General features: G+C 58.8%; 10 protein-coding genes and 1 pseudogene. 5 read left to right on the top strand and 6 right to left on the bottom strand.

The annotated features are described in order from the left end of the window. Nucleotides 1-68 precede the first annotated feature (68 nt). Nucleotides 69-3,236, top strand: a complete 3,168-nt coding sequence (locus tag NBG89_RS24760; RefSeq protein WP_431322975.1) for an AAA family ATPase — start codon at nt 69-71, stop codon at nt 3,234-3,236. Between the two features lie 227 nt (nt 3,237-3,463). Here NBG89_RS24760 and NBG89_RS24765 read toward each other — a convergent pair whose 3' ends face one another. Together NBG89_RS24765 and NBG89_RS24770 are read right to left on the bottom strand one after the other, a co-directional pair. Continuing rightward, entirely contained in the window at nt 3,464-4,885 is a 1,422-nt protein-coding gene (locus NBG89_RS24765) for a hypothetical protein (protein WP_431322976.1), read from the bottom strand. 734 nt (nt 4,886-5,619) lie between these two features. Next, nucleotides 5,620-7,575 carry a putative bifunctional diguanylate cyclase/phosphodiesterase gene (locus NBG89_RS24770; protein ID WP_431322977.1) on the bottom strand — a complete coding sequence of 652 codons (1,956 nt, stop codon included), beginning with the start codon at nt 7,573-7,575 and terminating at the stop codon, nt 5,620-5,622. 423 nt (nt 7,576-7,998) lie between these two features. Here NBG89_RS24770 and NBG89_RS24775 point away from each other — a divergent pair, with 423 nt between their 5' ends. Beyond that, on the top strand, nt 7,999-9,582 hold the full coding sequence (locus NBG89_RS24775; RefSeq protein ID WP_431322978.1) for a Na+/H+ antiporter: 1,584 nt from the start codon (nt 7,999-8,001) through the stop codon (nt 9,580-9,582). A 336-nt stretch (nt 9,583-9,918) separates the two neighbouring features. On the opposite strand, the gene NBG89_RS24780 is transcribed toward NBG89_RS24775, so the two are convergent. Both NBG89_RS24780 and NBG89_RS24785 read right to left on the bottom strand, forming a co-directional pair. Beyond that, a complete protein-coding gene (locus NBG89_RS24780) occupies nt 9,919-10,803 on the bottom strand; it encodes a Fic family protein (RefSeq protein WP_431322979.1) in 885 nt (294 codons plus the stop codon). Between the two features lie 989 nt (nt 10,804-11,792). Continuing rightward, nucleotides 11,793-12,075: pseudogene (locus NBG89_RS24785) on the bottom strand (transposase); the annotation flags it as partial. Nucleotides 12,076-12,509: 434 nt separating this feature from the next. Here NBG89_RS24785 and NBG89_RS24790 point away from each other — a divergent pair. Continuing rightward, entirely contained in the window at nt 12,510-12,698 is a 189-nt protein-coding gene (locus NBG89_RS24790; RefSeq protein WP_431322980.1) for a hypothetical protein, read from the top strand. A 799-nt stretch (nt 12,699-13,497) separates the two neighbouring features. Beyond that, nucleotides 13,498-13,638, top strand: coding sequence for a hypothetical protein (locus tag NBG89_RS24795; RefSeq protein WP_431322981.1), 141 nt, complete (start codon nt 13,498-13,500; stop codon nt 13,636-13,638). Between the two features lie 163 nt (nt 13,639-13,801). On the opposite strand, the gene NBG89_RS24800 is transcribed toward NBG89_RS24795, so the two are convergent. Then, entirely contained in the window at nt 13,802-15,208 is a 1,407-nt protein-coding gene (locus NBG89_RS24800; protein ID WP_431322982.1) for a hypothetical protein, read from the bottom strand. A 184-nt stretch (nt 15,209-15,392) separates the two neighbouring features. Here NBG89_RS24800 and NBG89_RS24805 point away from each other — a divergent pair, with 184 nt between their 5' ends. Next, nucleotides 15,393-16,139, top strand: coding sequence for a histidine phosphatase family protein (locus NBG89_RS24805; RefSeq protein WP_431322983.1), 747 nt, complete (start codon nt 15,393-15,395; stop codon nt 16,137-16,139). Between the two features lie 48 nt (nt 16,140-16,187). Here the strand turns inward: NBG89_RS24805 and NBG89_RS24810 are convergent, their stop codons facing one another. Continuing rightward, complete coding sequence (locus tag NBG89_RS24810; RefSeq protein WP_431322984.1) at nt 16,188-16,523, bottom strand: hypothetical protein; 336 nt, start codon at nt 16,521-16,523, stop codon at nt 16,188-16,190. Between the last annotated feature and the right edge of the window lie 265 nt (nt 16,524-16,788).

A 16,788-nucleotide genomic window follows, 5' to 3' on the forward strand; every position in this document is an offset into this window, starting at 1 on the left:
AGAGTAGCCTGAACTGAAGAAATGCGCAAGTTGAGGTGCGGCTCGATATCAAGTGGGCGGATCCGGCGATGAGCGACGTGACGACATGGCTTGCCGAGATCGGCCTACAGCACTTGGCGAACAAATTCGCCGACGCGCAGATCGATTTCGATACGCTCGCGCTGCTATCCGATCATGATCTGCGCGAGCTCGGCGTGCCTTTGGGGCCCCGCCGCAAGCTGCTGGCCGCGATTGCTGCGCTTGGCAGGCCGGCGCCGCCCCACACAGGTGATCGCACACCGGTCGAACGCCGGCAGCTAACGATTCTGGTCGGCGACATGGTCGGTTCGACCGAGTATGCTTCTAGGCTCGACCCCGAGGACTTCAGCCAGCTGACGCAGACATTCCTGTCGCGATGCAGCGCACTTGCAAGGTCGCACGGGGGCTTCGTCGCCAACTATGTGGGCGACGCACTGCAGGTCCTGTTCGGCTTTCCGGCGGCGGAGGAAAACGATGCCGAACGCGCGGTGCACTTGGCGGTCGACATTCTGGCAGCGGTCCCACAGATAGTGACGCCGGACGGTTCGCGCCTGGGAGTGAGAATGGGCGTGGCGAGCGGGCTGGTCGTCGTCGGGGACATCGAGGGGGCGCCTGCCGGGATTTCGACGGTGGCGTTCGGCCATGTCCCAAATCTCGCCCACCGACTTCAGGCAATCGCGGACCCGAACAGTATCTACGTCGACGAGAACACCTACCAGGCGACATTGAGCGCCTTCGAGTATGCCGATATCGGCGCGAAGGCGTTAAAGGGTTTCAGCAATCCGATACACATCCGGCGTGCCCTCAAGCCGATTGCAAGACAATACCGCTTTGCCGGCGAAACCAGATCGACGCGGCTCGTGGGCAGAAGGAACGAGTTGCAGGCCATCGAAACTCTCTGGGACACCGTGCGAGCCAATCGCCATGGACGCATCGCATTGATAAGTGGGGAACCCGGGATTGGGAAGTCACGGCTGCTCTTCGAGATCGGAAGGAGTTTTCCGGAGGCGAAGACGTTGGTGGCGCAATGCGCCCCCGCCTACACCAACAGCGCACTCTACCCGTTCCTGAGACTGTTCAAGCAGCAGGCTGGCATCACCGAGGACACGCTATTGCCGTCCGAACGGCTGCGGGCTGCTCTGTCGGCCAGTGCTGTCCCCTTGTCAGTCTCATACCCGATCTTCTCGCGGCTCCTGTCTTTCGAACCGGACTGCGAGCCGTCCAGTCTCGCGTCGTCCCAGCAGGAGGCCGCAATCACACACGTGTTTTCGGACTGGCTCCGGCAATTGGCAAGCGTCGGCCCCCTGATGCTGTTCGTGGAGGACGAGCAATGGATCGACCCGTCTTCCGGCAAGCTCCTCCAGACGCTCGCGCACGAGGTGTCGCAGTTTCCTGTGCTCCTGCTGGTGACCTCCCGCGAAAAGCAGACGAAGGCTGCGTTCGACGATGCCCTCGCGGTGCATATCGCCCTCGAACGCTTCTCAAGCGAGGAGGCTGGCGAGTTCCTCCAGAACGTCGTCGAAGGGGGGCATCTGTCTCCAGGCCTCGTCTCGACGCTTCTGAGCAAGGCCGAGGGCGTTCCCCTCTATCTTGAGGAACTCGCCCGATCGGCCCTCATGCTTGCTCCCGATGCGACTGGTCAGTCCGGGGTGCAGGCAAGGAGCGACGTCGACGTCCCGGTCTCCCTTCAGTCCGCGCTCATGTCCCGTCTCGACAAGCTCGGCGCCGTAAAGACGGTCGCGCAGACCGCCGCTGTGATCGGTCGGGAGTTCGACCTGAAGACGCTCGCCCATGTCGTCGGTCTCTCGAGCGAGGCGCTGCGGCCGCAGATAGATCGCCTTGTCGCCGTCGGGCTCGTCGCGCCGCAGCCTTTTTCCAACTGGCCCCGCTACTCCTTCGCTCACAGTCTGCTGCAGGAGGCCGCCAGGGGCGCGTTGCTTCGCGACCGGCGGCGGGAGCTTCATGCGCTCGTTGCCAAGGCGATCGAGGTGGTGCAGCCCGGGACGGCCGTAGAGCATCCCGAGGTCCTCGCCCAGCACTACGACGAGGCGACGCTGTTTGAGCGCGCCGCCGACTATTGGCTCAAGGCAGGCAGAAAACTTGGGGCGACGTGGGCGAAGGTGGAGGCTGCGAACATGTTCGCAAAAGGGATCGAATGCGTCCGCCGAATGCCGCCATCGACGATGCGCGACAAGAGAGAGCTGACCCTCGAACTTGAAAGGGGCGACGTCCTCTACGCAGCATACGGTTATATGACCGGCGACGGTAGCGACGCATACCAAAACGTCATGCGCCTCAGTGGGGCAATCGGAGATCCGCAGGCAGCAATCCGGGCCTTGGATGGTCTGTTTGGAACTTCCTTCAACTCGGCCAGATTCTCCGACGCGGAATGGGCGAGCAACCAGCTCAAGGCGATTGGCCGCAGAGATGGCAATATGAAAGCCCTGGTGCTCGGATTGCAGTTTGGAGGCATGTGCGCCTTCGCCCGCGGCAGGTTTGCTGAGGCGCGAGACGTGCTGCTGGAGGCGCTCGAGTATCGCGAGCATGCCGATGAGATCGGAAGCGACTTTCCCAGCATGTCGATGCTTTATCTCTCGTGGACGCTGCAAATAATTGGGGAGGCGGGCGCGGCCATGGAGTTGTTCCACGCGGCTGGAATGGAGAGCCGCGGACTGACGGACTACCGCCTCGCCGCGTGTCTGGGTAATGGCTGCATACTGATGGCGCTTCGTCAGGATGTAACGATGCTCCAGAGCCTATTGGACGAACTCGTTCCGCTTGCGACACGCAACGGATTCCAGCTTTGGCTCAACCTCGCGTCGTTCTTCTCCGGGTGGGCCAAGGCTGCAAGCAGCCAGGACGCCACCGGCCTCGCGCAGATGAAGCATATTTGCGACAACATGGGCGAGCAGGAGGTCGACAAGAGCTGCTACCTGGGCATACTCACCGATGGTTACCTTCGAATGGGACGGACCGACGAGGCAGAGGTGGTCCTCGACCAGGGGATCAAGCTTGCACTGCGGACCGGTGAGCACTACTACATGCCTGAGCTGCTTCGTCTGAGGGGTGAACTTTTCAGGCAGACAAACCGGCTCGCTGACGCCAAAGCGTCGTTCGAGGAGGCGATCTCTTTCGCACGCGATCAAAAGGCAACAACCTGGGAGGCAAGAGCCAAGCAGTCGCTTGACTTGCTTTTGGCCGATCAGTCCCAGAAGTGAAGGATATGCGACCTTGCTACGTGGTCATGGTGCCGCCGGCGAACGCTCGCTTTGATGCTGTCTGAGGCTGGTGACGAAAAGCCCAGACGGAAGCTTGCCGTCGGTCGTCGGCGCCACTGCTTCTCAACGCGCGCCGAGTCCCTGACGAAGGCCCCGGATGGTTCATCGTTGGGCACGACGATGTCGGGGACCGGCGGAATTTCCTTTTGCATCACGCTCGTTGTTTCCTATCTTATCTGGTGGCTGACGCCGCGTGCACACAGGCCGCAGTTGAAAAGTCGGCGTTCAAGACGCGCGCCTCCTGCGGCCTTGATCAGCGCGTGGGTCTTCACCTTGCGGCCACGCACCAGCCGGCGTTTCGGATCGACGACCGTGCCATAGTCGACACAACCACGCATGAAGAGGTCGTCCACAAAGGCCTTGGCGGCCGCAATTCCGCTCTGCGGGGCGAGCGGCTCACCGTTGCAGCCGGCGCTCGTCACGAGAAGCTCGCTGGGTTGGGTCGGTGCCTGCACCAAGAGCACACCATCAATGCCGTAATGCGACGCTGGCAGCGCGATTGTCGGCAGCGGTTCCTCGGCGGCCCCGGCCGATTTCGCCTCCGCAGCGAGCGATTTTAGTTGAGCTATCATCGGGAGCGAGGACGCCGATTGCAGGGAAAGGATGCTTCTCCCGACGAACACGCCCTTGACGATGGACAAATAGACCGCGTCCGCCTGCGCTGCGATCACCATGTTTGCAGCGACGCTGGCGTACCAGTTGGCGACGATCGGGGACGACCATGTGATGCCTTGAACCAGAAATCCAGCGAGGTCATCGGCCACGGCAAGCAACTCCGCCTCGGTCGGGGCCCCCGGTTGTGCCGCCTTCGCAGCGAGCGAGGCCCCGAGGATCTCGAAAAAGGCGCCCGTGAAAACGCGCGAGAAGGAGTGCGGCTCCGATGACAGGGACGCCATGGGGGCCGTACTCGGGAGCAGGGCCGGATCCTGGTAGTTGAACGAGTTGAGGGCGCTGCGCAAGCAGTCCGCCTCCGCCAGAGCCGGATCCTGGGCGCGAAGGGCACTACCGAGCTGCTCAGCGAGTGTCGAGAGCCGCGACTTGGTGTAGAGGTTGCCCCCCGTGGCATTCAGGATCGCGGTCCGCAGCGATGGGATCTGGATTGCCGACATCAAGGCGCTGATGTCTCCGAAAGACTCGTGAAAGGCGGCGATCTCCTGGCTGGCGGCGCCCCACAGCCCCGGCTTGAATGCGTCAAGCACCGCGTGTCCCAGTTCATGACAGCTCACGTCAGGGCTCTCGCAGGTAAACACCGTTCCCGTCACACCAGGACCATGGAAGAAGTTCAACGCAGTCCGGTCGTAGTTTGCGTCGAGGTCAAAGCCCTTGTCGAGTACGACCTTGAGGCTTGGTCCGCCGTGCCACTGTGTCAAAGGAACGCGCGTCGCCCAATAATCGGCGCCGCGTCTCAATGCGGCCGCGGTGGCCCAGTAGCGGAACTGGGGCGTGCCGTGCGGGTAGATGGCAGGCGCAGGGCCCGACGCTGGAAAGACAAAGGCGAGGGGAGGCTTGGCGAGATCCGGAGTTGGCCCGATCACGGCCACGCCCGAGTCAGGATCGTCCTCCCACGATTCCACCGTTGCGGCGGGCATGGTTAAAGGCGCATTTTTGTTTGTGGTCTTTGTTTTCGTAGCGGTTTTTGCCGACTTCGCTGGGGCTTTTCTGGATTTCACAAGTGCTTGAGACATGGCGGTATCCTCTCCCATGTTGCGCCGTCTTACGTGAAGCGACGCACAGCGTGTGCAACCATGATACTACCAACCGCAAGCGCAATTACAACGGGAAAAGAGGTGAAACGCGAGGTTGTTTTAGATACGTATAATGTATTGCTTCCTCCGGCGGCGGTTCCACACGTTATCCTAGGTTTGGGGAGGAGCCCTGGGCTCGATCTCCTCAGGGCAAAGTACCGCTCTTGTGCGGATGAATGACTTCGGGACTACATGCTGGCGGCTCGATGCTCAGGGGAATCTTGGCGACGGTCCTCGCCTCGATTTCGGCAATATCAGCACCAGGCAGATGCCCGATTTCCGCGAACACTCGCCCAGCTGCGACAGGGAGGCACCTCTTATAAGGCGACGCCAATTTAGGATTGCCAAAAGACGAAGCGTTGGCACAAGATTGGGCGCGCAAGCAAGGACTGGAGACGGTATCAATGGCGCATTCGAGCGTATCCCTTCTCATCGGTGGGGCTGACGCATCATCTCGAAGGTAAGGCGCTCTGGCGAACGCGGGTTCGCCCTCCGATGTACAATCGCATATCCCGGATCAGGGCCGCCATCGGTCGCGTGCGGGTCGGTTCAAAAACCAAGCGTCATTGCAGATCCTATTATTTTTGCCCAGCTACGGCGATATCGATCGATTTCCTTGACAGAAACTCACTGACATTTTCTTCGCGAAGAGGGGGCGAATAGACGTAGCCTTGCACCAATGTGCCTCCCAGCCCCCTAAGGGCTGCAAGCTCTTCTGGCGTCTCAACCCCTTCAACCACGCATTCCAGGCCCATGTCGCGGCTGAGCGTCAGAAGGGATTTCACGATTTTGTAGCTTGCAGGCTTTTCGTGCAGGTCCGTGACGAAGCTGCGGTCGATCTTGATCTTGGTGAGCGGAAGCGCGTGCAGCCGCGTCAGGCTGGAATAACCGGTGCCGAAATCGTCCAATGAGATGCCGCAGCCGAGGCGTCGCAGCACTTCGACCGACTGCTTGACCTGCTCGAAATCGAGCGTAAAGGCGGTTTCGGTGATTTCAAGGTCAAGACGTCGTGCATCAAAGCCGCTGCTTTCGATGATACCGATCAATGACAGTACCCCTTCGCAGGAGTTGAGGTCGTGCGCCGAGAGGTTGAACGACAAACGTAGGTGCTCTTCCCATGTCGATGCGGTGGCAAGTGCCTTCTTGAGAAGAGGTCGTGTCAGCGAACTGACGATACCGGCCCGTTCCGCAATGGAGAAGAACTGTGCAGGTGAGACGCATCCGAGGGTCGGGTTTGACCAGCGGGCCAGCGCCTCGAAGCCAACCGTCTTTTGATTGCAGACATCGACAATCGGTTGAAAAACGACCGAAAGTTCGTTTTCCAGATCGGCTTGCTTCAGCAGATGCTCGATGTGGGCTTCAATGTTGATCTGCTTCTCGTGCTCCGCATCAAACAATACGGCGCCGCCACGCCGGGTTTTTTTGGCATGGTATAGGGCATAGTCCGCTCTGTCGAATAGCTGTTCGAGCGTCGACGCAAGGTTTGGAAAGACTGCAATGCCCATGGACGCAGAGACGTGCACCGTCCCTTCCGGCATTTGGTAAGGCGCCCTGAGCTGCTCGGAAATCGCATTCGCGTTTGCGACAAGCTGGTCATCTTCCGGCACAATCGGAGCGACGATCGCAAACTCGTCACCGCCCAATCGAAACGCCCGGCTGGCCTTCAAAGCACTCGTCAGGCGTCTGCTGACCTTGATCAGCAATCTGTCCCCCACGGAATGGCCGTAAAGGTCGTTGACCGGCTTAAAGCCATCGAGATCAATGACGCCCAGGGCCAGCCGTGTACCGTCGACCTTGGCCTTTTCAAGTTCGGCTTCCAAATGCGCGAAAAACGCGCGCCGGTTGGGCAGTTCGGTCAGACTGTCGATATTGGCAAGCTGCAGGTTCTCATTGCTGAGTGCTTCCGTACGCTGTTGTGAAACAACCATGCGCTCGAAATTGCGGTAGTTGGTCAGGAGGATGGACATCATGCCGGCACAGACGAGCAGCACGTTGATGGCGATGGCAATAAAGGTTGGTTGCTTCGACGCCACGAAGAAGACCACGAATGCTCCATTGACGATCAACGCGACGAGAAATGCTGCCGAACGAACATACATCAGACAGAAGATGCAGGAGATGACGGTGATCGCCATATAGAAGGCGACATGAGATTGAGTATAAGCATTCCCGTAAGGCACCAACAAAAAAGACCAGACCGTGAATACACTGGCAATGCCGATGGCAAGGCGATTGGCGCGCACCAGCGCTGCGTGGGCCACATCTGGCTTGGGATCGGTACCGCGCGTCCTCCACCAGAACATGACCCGAAGCATGCAGCCGGCTGTGAAAAGAGCAGGAATTCCGACGGTAAGCCAGAGCGGCGCAAGTTGCATGTGCGTGATCGCAAGCGCCCATGTACTTGAAAGCAGGATGAAGTACATCATCGGCATCTGACGTGTAAAAGCGCGGTACTGCGCCTTCAGGAGGTCCGGATTATCGGACTGAACGGACATGAAATGCTGCAATTTCTGTCTGGCGCTTAACTTTTTCATTGCATTGCTCATCAAGTACAGAGCGCCATTCATAGCGTAACTCCAGTTACATCAGTGGAAATACAAACAGTTAACCGAAAGACAATTGTAGCAACTTCAACGTGCGGATCTTCTTGGGCGACGCTTTTCAAGCTGCGCTGGCCAATACTCGGACGGTTTTCTTGGTGGCCCTGTTCATGACCCAATAAGCCGCCGAGCTTGGAATTGGAGCCGTTCGGCAATCTCTTCATAAGGCGCCGACGTGGCCCTCAAGGGCGGTGGGGCACAAGATTACGTGCCAAGGAAGAGCGAAGTCCAGTTGCATCCCCTAAAGGGCCTCGCAGCCCTCGCTTTGTAAAATGGCTAGGGTCGCGTTTGGCTGGTTGCCTTTCGCTGCAAGCCGTTCTTTCATACCGGTCAACTCAGCCCATGTCGGGGAGATACATGGACGGCACCCACCTTTTCGAACTTGTTATTGCAATGTTCCTCGCCATCATTGCGCTTCACTACCTGGCCCATAGGCTGGGCCTTCCACCCTCCGTCGCGCTGCTCGCCGGTGGAGCGATGCTGGCGTTCGTGCCTGGCCTTCCAGCGATCACCATGGATCCGGAGCTCGTGCTGGTGATCTTCCTGCCGCCACTCCTGCTCGACGGTGCATGGTCCATCGCGGTGGGCCGGCTTCGACGTCACATGTTCGGAATAGCGTCGCTCGCGCTCGGCGCGGTCTTCTTCACATGCGCGGTCGTGGCCGTGGTCACTCACATGATGTTTCCGTCGCTACCCTGGGCAGCTTGCGCAGCATTGGGAGCGATCGTGTCGCCACCTGACGCTGTGTCGGCGCGAGCCGTCCTGGACAGGGTGAAGCTGCCACGCAGGCTTCAGATCTTGCTCGAAGGAGAAAGCCTCTTGAACGACGCGAGCAGTCTCGTCCTGTTCCGGTTAGCGATCGCAGCAGCGACAACTGGGACCTTCAGCGCTACGGCAGCCGTCGGCGGCTTTCTGGTTCTTGCGATCGGGGGCGCTGCAGTGGGGGCCTTTGTCGGCTATGCTTGGGTGAAATTCGTGCGGCGTCTGGGTGACGAGTACCTAATCATCGCCTCGACGACATTGCTCGCCTGGGTTTCCTATCTCTTGGGAGAAGCCCTACACGTGTCCGGAGTGATCGCCACCGTCACCACGGGACTGATCGCGACCTGGCATCAGCACACGGTTCTGTCGGCGGCCACGCGCATGCGGGGGACGTCGTTCTGGACCGTCGTCATATTCCTGATGGAAGCAGCGGTGTTCATATTGATTGGTCTTTCGCTCCGTGACGTCGTCGAACGCGGCGGGGGTTTTGGAACGGTCGTCGCAACGATGGGCCTGCCCGCCGCCATTGTCCTCGCCACGCTTGCGATCGCGCGCCTGGCCTGGGTGTTCGGCTCCGAAGCGGTGGTCAAGCTGTTCAACTCCCTAGGGCTTGCTCGAACGCGGCCGCTTGGCGTCGGTGGTTCGACAGTATTGAGCTGGGCAGGCATTCGCGGCGTCGTCACACTCGCTCTTGCACTCAGTTTGCCGGAGGGCTTTCCCGCCCGCGACTTCATCCTCGTGACGTCGTTCGCGGTGATCCTCGGAACGGTGCTCTTGCAGGGCACGACGCTGGGGCGCGTCATCGAATGGGCGAAGCTGACCGAGCAGGAATCCGAGAAAGCGCCTTTGACGATGAGCCAGGCCGAGGCTGCGATGGCGCAGGCGCAACTCGTCACGATCAAAGAACTTGCGTACGATCGAGCCGGCACCCTCATTCATCCGCAGCTCCTTGCGAGGTACGAGCGCCGTGCCACGGCGATCGTCGATTACGCAGCACGGACGGAGGAATACATACCGACCCTCCATGCTCACTTCGACGTCGTGCTGAGCGCGGTTGCGACGGGTCGCCGGGAGCTCATCCGCCTCCATCGAGCAGGCGAGATCGACGACGAAACCTTGCGGGAACTGGAACGGGACCTTGATCTGGAGGAACTGAGTGCCATCTCGGCGAAGGCGTAGCGCCCTGCCGAAATCCCGGGGACCAACACGATGTAAGCTGCTTGTCTATTCGGCACGTGGAGGTCAAGCGTCGTCGAGCTTTCTACTTCACCGGCCTCTCACATCCTTCGTGGGGTCTTGCTTCTCTTCGGGATCGGCGCCTCGGCCCTCCCAGTATGGGAATCCGCAGAACGAGGTGGAACAATCTTGAGTAGTTCGGTAACTGCCACCAGTCTCTGTTTCAGTGAAAGTGGGCTATCGCGGAAGCCCATCGGCGGCTCGAGCTGGAAGCGTTGGTCGCCGTTCCCACCTGATACCGCGCCAGAACGAGAAATCCGCGCCCTGAGTTCTGAGCGCCTATTTTTTGCCTGCCCATGCTGTCGTTTGGGGGCGTGGCGGCGGTGGTGCCTTGGCCAGTTCCTCGATAAAGAGTGCAAGCGGCCGGATATTCTCGTTCTGGCTGGCCTCCTCAAGACATGACATGTACCTGTCGCGTTGATCGACAGGCACTACCGTCCAAGGTAGTCCGGCTTCAGCCAGCAGCGCATTCATGAGGAAGCGACCGGAGCGTCCATTTCCATCGGGAAAAGGGTGAATGTAGGTGAAGAGGAAAGGGGCAACAATAGCCTTGGCCCGTGGATCGGGTTCATCCTCGATGCATTCGAACAGAGCGTCCATGGCATCGGCTATTGCATGCGGTGGGAGGGGCACATGAAAAGAACCCCGCAGATATACGTTGTGAGTCCTGTAACCCGCGAGCTTGTAGGGTTCTATGATGCCAGCCTGCACTGACGGCTGGAACATCGCTCTGAACCAGTCCTGATGACGATGAGATAGAAGAGGCCCCGACGGTTCTCCCTCAAGGATCGACCGGATATCCTTTCTTACTTCTTCGAACGCGAGGCGGTAGCCCTTCGCAGCTAGGGCGTTCCGGGCATCGGCATCTCCCGCATGCTCCTCGGGGTTCCAGTCACCGGACTGAGCCCTCTCAATGAGTTCTTCCGACACCTGATAACCTTCGATTGAAAGCGAGTTCAGCGCATCCGCTACATATCGCTCTTCGATCTCCTCCATGTAGGCGTCGATGTCGTTGAAACGCGTGCCTTCTATGTCGATGCTGTCCAGAGCATCCCGGTTCATTTTCGCCCACAGATTCTTGATGCGGGTCGCCGCAGGTGTCGCTGCTCTTCGTTCGTCAAGCAGAGCGTGGCCACTGTCGTCAAATGGGTCGTCTTCATGCACGACATATCCGGCCGCGCTCATCGTCGACAGGATGCTATCGGCATCGCGGCTCCTTCCAAGATGGCGTAAGGCACCCGCTATCCTTCCGGCTATGGTGCTTCTTGCGCCGGAAAGGAGAACGCGAAGAAGCGACGCAGAACCGCGAGTAGAACCCATGACGGCGATCATGTCCGTCGGTCTGGCGGTCCAGCTATTCCTTGCACTGTTGATGATTGCCTCTTCCTTGGTGAGCACTCGGACGCCGTTATGGACGACAGATTGGTCGACTTGTCGAACCCGCAACAAGAAAAGGGACGTGCCGCCCGGCATTGGAAGAACCTGATTATTGGCTGCAGGACTGCGAACGACAATCTGCGGCGCAACGGACCAGTTTTCGGCCCATAAAGTCACCGACGTTTCCGGCGAGAAGCACCAGTCGGTTCCGAAGCGATCGTCCAGATAGCTCCGTACGAATTCCCAGTAGACGGTGCTCCACTCGGAGTCGATCCGACGCCTATCGGAAGGTCGGGAATTAACCGCGAGCCACCCGCGCATTATCTCTTCCACAAATCCCGCATTGGCGAGACGCTCGCGATGAACCCTGCTCAATCGGTCGCTCTTCAGAACTGATCGAGTCCCTTGTTCGGTTGCACCCCGAAGCTCCCGAAGCGATGAGGCAAGTAGTTCATTTGGCGGGCGTCCTGACATTTCATAAATCCTACAGGTGCGACGACGGCACTAATCCAATGCTTTGTGTCGACACTAATTAGGTGTATTAACATCACACTAATTTACTGCATTTGCAACACACTAATTAGACGCGGGAGACACGCAAGGCACAATAGCTGCGTACCAATTGAAGCGATGTTGGCGAAGACCGATCTCTGCCTGCTTTTTCTTCAGTTCATCAACGACAAGGACCATGCGCAATCACTCCGCAGGATCACCGCGATCCTAGTGTTCAGCGGCAGAAAGTCTCGTGGCAGGCTTTCAGCCACGACCGTCGTCACGCGCGTCAGCAGGACGTGCGCGGCCTCATAAAGCAGCGTTCGCATCATATCGTCACCGTTTGGCGAGATCCGGCCGACTCGGTTAGTCTCGCCCGATTGATGGAGCATCGGCGTCAGGCCCAGTGCCGGCCCCACCGCTTTGGAGTTGCGCTAAGCGGGCCGGAATGTCGATGGTCGCGGTATAGGCCAGCGCTACGACCGGGCCCGCGCCCGGAATTGTCATCAGCCGGCGGCAAATCTCATCATCTCGGACGATCGTCAGAAGCTTGCGGTGAAGGGCGGCGCAGTGCTGACGCAGCTTGCTGCGCGCGTCGAGAAACCCTGCCCGTTTCGTCCAAGATACACACCGCCGTTTCTCTTGCCGAGATATCCAATCCTGCATAATGCGTCATGTCGCACCTTCCTTTCGGGGCAGCTTCACGCAGACCAGGCTCAAACATCAGCTCGGTTCGTTGTGCCTTTTGCGTCATCGCTAAAGATGAGGGCGCCAGCCGAACACCCCATCTTGCAGGCTGGCGCGACAGCATGGTGGCCGAGGCGGGGTTGGGGAGACGTCTTCTCGATGATGAGGTTGCGCACTCTGGGGGGAGTCATGGAGGAGCGATAGTACGCTTCCACCAAGACCGTAGTGGTTTTTCGTACTGATCCACCGGACCGTTGCCATAGTTGCACTCCCTTCCGGCGTCTAGAATGCCCCGGCTTCCCGGGGACAGTGCGGTGACCGAAACATCTGCAGAACAACTGATCTTCACTTTGAGTGTCGCGCAAGAGATTGCGTCGCGGGAAAGTCCAGACTTCGACGTCGTTCTACTTCTTATCCAAAGGGCCCTGCAGGTGGCCAAGGAAGAGGCATTGCGCCGTGGGGTCATCATCGACTTCGATGATGTCTCGGAGAGAGAGCACTAGGAGCGTACGGTCGAAGCAAATTCGCCTTAAGCCCCAACCGCACGCCCGTTGATCAAGGAGGGGCTGGGGTCCGGCTCCAAGATCAGCGCAAGGCAAGCTAAAGAGGTATGATTAATTAAGTGTATTCTCGATGGCTAAAATACACCTTCGTGCATGTCCCGCCAGCGGTGTTTGCGCGGCAGAGGCGGAGCTCGCCTTGGCACGAGAGCACGGCGGAAGGCCTCGCAAGCCGTCTTCGGGCGTCAGTTTTCGCGCAGGCTTCACGAACTGCCCAAGAACGTCTGGCCTTGCGAAGCCTTCATGTTGAAGAGTCCTCAGGCTGGCGCCGGTTCTCAGTCGTGATCTATCGGGTGCGCTTTGGCGTGGTCACTCCAATTGCTTGGAACAGCGTTGAGCAGGAAAATGTGCCGAGACCGCCGCCATTGCGGCGGTCTGGCCGTAGACAGAGGCTCAACAAGGCTCGATGGGGTTCCGGACGGGCCTTGAGCTAACCCTGCTCACAGAGGATCTGCGAGCCATTTCCAAAATAGCCTACTTGGGCAAAGGACAGGATGCCTTCGTTAGAAGAGGAGGGCTTAGCCATTCGGTGGGGGTCTGCAAAGGTGAGGCCGGCAGGGGTGTACGCGGACCTCGGAGCACTGCAGGGAAGTTGGCCACCCTCATGTCTGGCCGCGCACATAAAAGCACAACCGACCATCGATCGCACGGACGTCAATGGTGGTAGTCGCACCTACCGTTGGTAGATAATATTGGAGAATTCTAAGAGTTTATACCGGCGTTACGGCGGCCGGCACATCTGTTGACCGTCCTGACGATCCTGCGCGACCGCGCTTTAGCGGTAACCCATGTCGAGACAGATGGTGCGATCACACAGGCCCTCGTCAAGGCAAGCTGTCGGATCGACGCCATGGACCTGCTGGTCAGTTGCACCGGTATCTAAGCAATCACCGTCATCGCATTGACAGAATTTAGTTATCTCGCCAATGCGTCGAGCTATTTGGCGCAATTGTCGCCTTATTCTGAGATGGCCGTAGCCGACGGGCCGCGGGCGGGCGCAGCTTCATCTCTCGGGAGCCTTTCCCCGGCAAGTCTCCCATGCCAGGCTAATTGATCACCTCGATGATCCTGGCGCCCGCAAGCCGCTTTTTCTCGATACCGGTGTATTCGATCCTGACCAGCTTTCCAGCGAGCGGCTTCAGCGGCATCGCTTTTCCGTCGAGCCCGACAGCGTCGGACAAAATCAGGTGGTGGCCGCGCAGGACGACGTCGCTCGCATCGACGATCTTGATCCTGTTGCGATCGTCGCCTTCGAGGCGACCGATCACACACCCTGCCACGGAGGGGCCGCAACTTAAGGGCTTGCTATATTTCTCGACGTTCTTGGTCGCCTCGGATCGGATTGCTGCAGCCACCGATTGGGTTCGCGGATCTGCCGTTGCCTTCGGTCCGTCGCAAGGCCCGGTCGGATCAAGTGTCTTGCCGATGGCGTTGGTGCCGACAGCTTTGTTGTTCTGAGAAATATTCTCGCAGATTTTTCCCTGAGGCGCTCGCTGCGCCCGGATCAACCCGACGCCCACATTGCGAAACGTGTTGCCGTAGACATCATTATTGGTGCCATCCGTTGCCTCGTCCCCGCCAAGGCGCACGCCGGTCCCAACCACGTCATAGACAAGATTGTAGCGGAAGACATTGCTGTTGCCGCGCGAGTCAAAGCCGCCCGAGTTGGGATCTTTCTGCCCTGTGCAACTGTTCTTCTCGATAATATTGCCGCTCGAGCCCTCCTTGATGTCGACGCATTCATTGCCTGCGGTGGTAATCACATTGTCGTGGATGCGGTTGCGATCGGAATGGTCGATCGCCTTGTCAGGCGCGCCACGCCCACCCAATTGTTCTGGCGCGGTTCCGATATAGATCCCCTCGCCATTCTTTCCGCCGTCGTTAAACAAGAAGTCGAAGCGACCGCACGAACTTATTCTGGAATAAGCAATTTCATTCTGTCTGGCTTGGTATCGCAGGCGAACGCATTCGCCGCCTGCGTTGCGAATGTCCATCCCGAGCACGCGAAGACCCGTCAATTCCCTGCCAGGCGTGTGTCCGATGACGTAGAGAAGCTTGTCCCGATAGCTCTTCTTGGTATTCGGCTTCTCAAATCGGCCATCGACGGTAAAATTCCTGAGCTCGATATAGCTGTGATTGATTTCAATAACCCGGGGCTGGCCACCGCCCTTAACGACAGATCCAAGTGTGCCCTCGATCGTGATCGGCTTTCCGAGTTCACCATCCCGCACCGACCGCAAATCCTGCATATAGGTTCCGGGCGCCAACATGACCGTATCACCCGGCTGTGCGACGTCGAGCGCATCCTGGATCGTCAACCCCTCGTCACGGCCCTCGCTTTTAGGCTCGACGTTGATTGTTGCGCTGTGTGCAACGCCGACAGCGCCCAAGACCTCCACGATGATCACCATTAAGCGACGAACCACGCATGCCTCCCAGACATCGTTGGTCATGGGTACCTCCGGTAGCGGACGCGACGTGTCATAACACCCTACGCTAATATTTAACTCAATTGCGCCTTTTCTCTTTGCCCACAGTCCTCGTTGCAGGCACCCGTGCGTCTGAGGCGGCCGACGTTGCGCCGCGCCTCACGCGCCCGCATACTGGAGCAATCGACACGAAAACACACGGAGACCAATGCGCATCTTTCTCGTTCGTCACGGCGAATCCCTTGGAAACATCGATGAGAAGGCCTATGGGCAGTTTGGCGATCACAATGTCCCGCTGACACAATGGGGTTATCGACAAGCGCTCGTCGCCGGACGAGCGCTAGCGTCTTATCTTGCCGAATTGCCAGAGAGCGTAAATCAAGGACTGGATATATGGTACTCGCCCTATCTGAGGACGCGACAAAGCAAGGACGCGATTTTGCAAGCCCTGCCGCCGCAATGGGTGAGGGACGTACGGGAGGACTATCTGTTGCGAGAGCAGGATTTTGGTCTCTTTACCGAAATCTACGACCATGCGGAGCGGCGACAGAAGTTTCCAGATGAGTTCGAGAAATGGGCGAGACTGCGAAACAACAGCGGAAAATTCTATGCAAGGCCACCGGACGGCGAGAGCAGGGCAGATGTGGCCCAGCGGCTTCGTCTTTTCCTGCAAACCGTGGTCAGTGATATGTCCGATAAAGGCAACGACGTCATTATCGTCGGCCACGGCGTCACAAATCGGGCGCTCGAAATGAACGTTCTCCAACATCCCGTCGACTGGTTCGAGCGTTCCGACAATCCGGGAAATTCCGACGTCACGTTGATCGAGGGAACGCAGCTTCAAGGCTACAGGTCAATCCTCCTGCACAAGGCAGGCGACCGCCAGCCTGGCGATGACGAATTGCAGGAAGCGCATGGATCAGAACTTGTTATCGCGCCGAAGACGACGCCCTAGCACTTCCTCCGTCACCCGTGAATGCGACAGCCCCTGCTACGCCGGCTCCTATTGTTGAGCAGGCGCCAGGCGACACTCGGTGACCGCTGGCTCGTCCTTGACACTTGCCTTGATCCGTAGCTCCCAGTTCGAGCCCAGTTGAAAGCCATGTGCCCGCAGCATGTCGACAACCTTGGGACAGTCTGCGGGGCTGTCGTATTGTCCCGCCAGCGAAACCTCAATGAGCGTCTCCTTGGCATCGACGCCACAATCGCCATTCAGGCCGGTGTCTTTTAGAAACGAGCACACGGCCTCAGCACGCTCAAGACCTTTGCCGTCATCAGATGCAACAGGAGAACCGACAGCGACAACGGCTGCCTCGATCAGGGATATGAAGGATCTCATTGTTTTCCTCCATGGAGGGAGGCTTTGACACCGGTTGCCACGACGTCTTGAAGCCTCCCTCGTCCTTCCAGGAGATGAAGGATCAGTGGGACATAGGTCTTAAATCGGAGCGGGGAAGGGGAAAGATCACTGAGAGAGAAGAATATGCGCCGAGCTGCAACGGCGGATAGTATCCCAGAAAATTCAAGCGCCTAGAAAGTGCAGCCGGGTCGGGCCCGTCAAGAAATTGGGTCGTCTTGTCGATTTTTGCGGTCCTCAAACGTTT

Source organism: Rhizobium sp. YTU87027 (assembly GCF_050644135.1).
Lineage (GTDB): Bacteria > Pseudomonadota > Alphaproteobacteria > Rhizobiales > Rhizobiaceae > Rhizobium.

What these genes read in the sequence shown, in the direction of transcription:
- NBG89_RS24760 (WP_431322975.1), top strand. Translation starts at nt 69, where the DNA reads ATGAGCGACGTGACGACATGGCTTGCCGAGATCGGCCTACAGCACTTG.
- NBG89_RS24765 (WP_431322976.1), bottom strand. Translation starts at nt 4,885, where the DNA reads ATGCCCGCCGCAACGGTGGAATCGTGGGAGGACGATCCTGACTCGGGC.
- NBG89_RS24770 (WP_431322977.1), bottom strand. Translation starts at nt 7,575, where the DNA reads ATGAAAAAGTTAAGCGCCAGACAGAAATTGCAGCATTTCATGTCCGTT.
- NBG89_RS24775 (WP_431322978.1), top strand. Translation starts at nt 7,999, where the DNA reads ATGGACGGCACCCACCTTTTCGAACTTGTTATTGCAATGTTCCTCGCC.
- NBG89_RS24800 (WP_431322982.1), bottom strand. Translation starts at nt 15,208, where the DNA reads ATGACCAACGATGTCTGGGAGGCATGCGTGGTTCGTCGCTTAATGGTG.
- NBG89_RS24805 (WP_431322983.1), top strand. Translation starts at nt 15,393, where the DNA reads ATGCGCATCTTTCTCGTTCGTCACGGCGAATCCCTTGGAAACATCGAT.
- NBG89_RS24810 (WP_431322984.1), bottom strand. Translation starts at nt 16,523, where the DNA reads ATGAGATCCTTCATATCCCTGATCGAGGCAGCCGTTGTCGCTGTCGGT.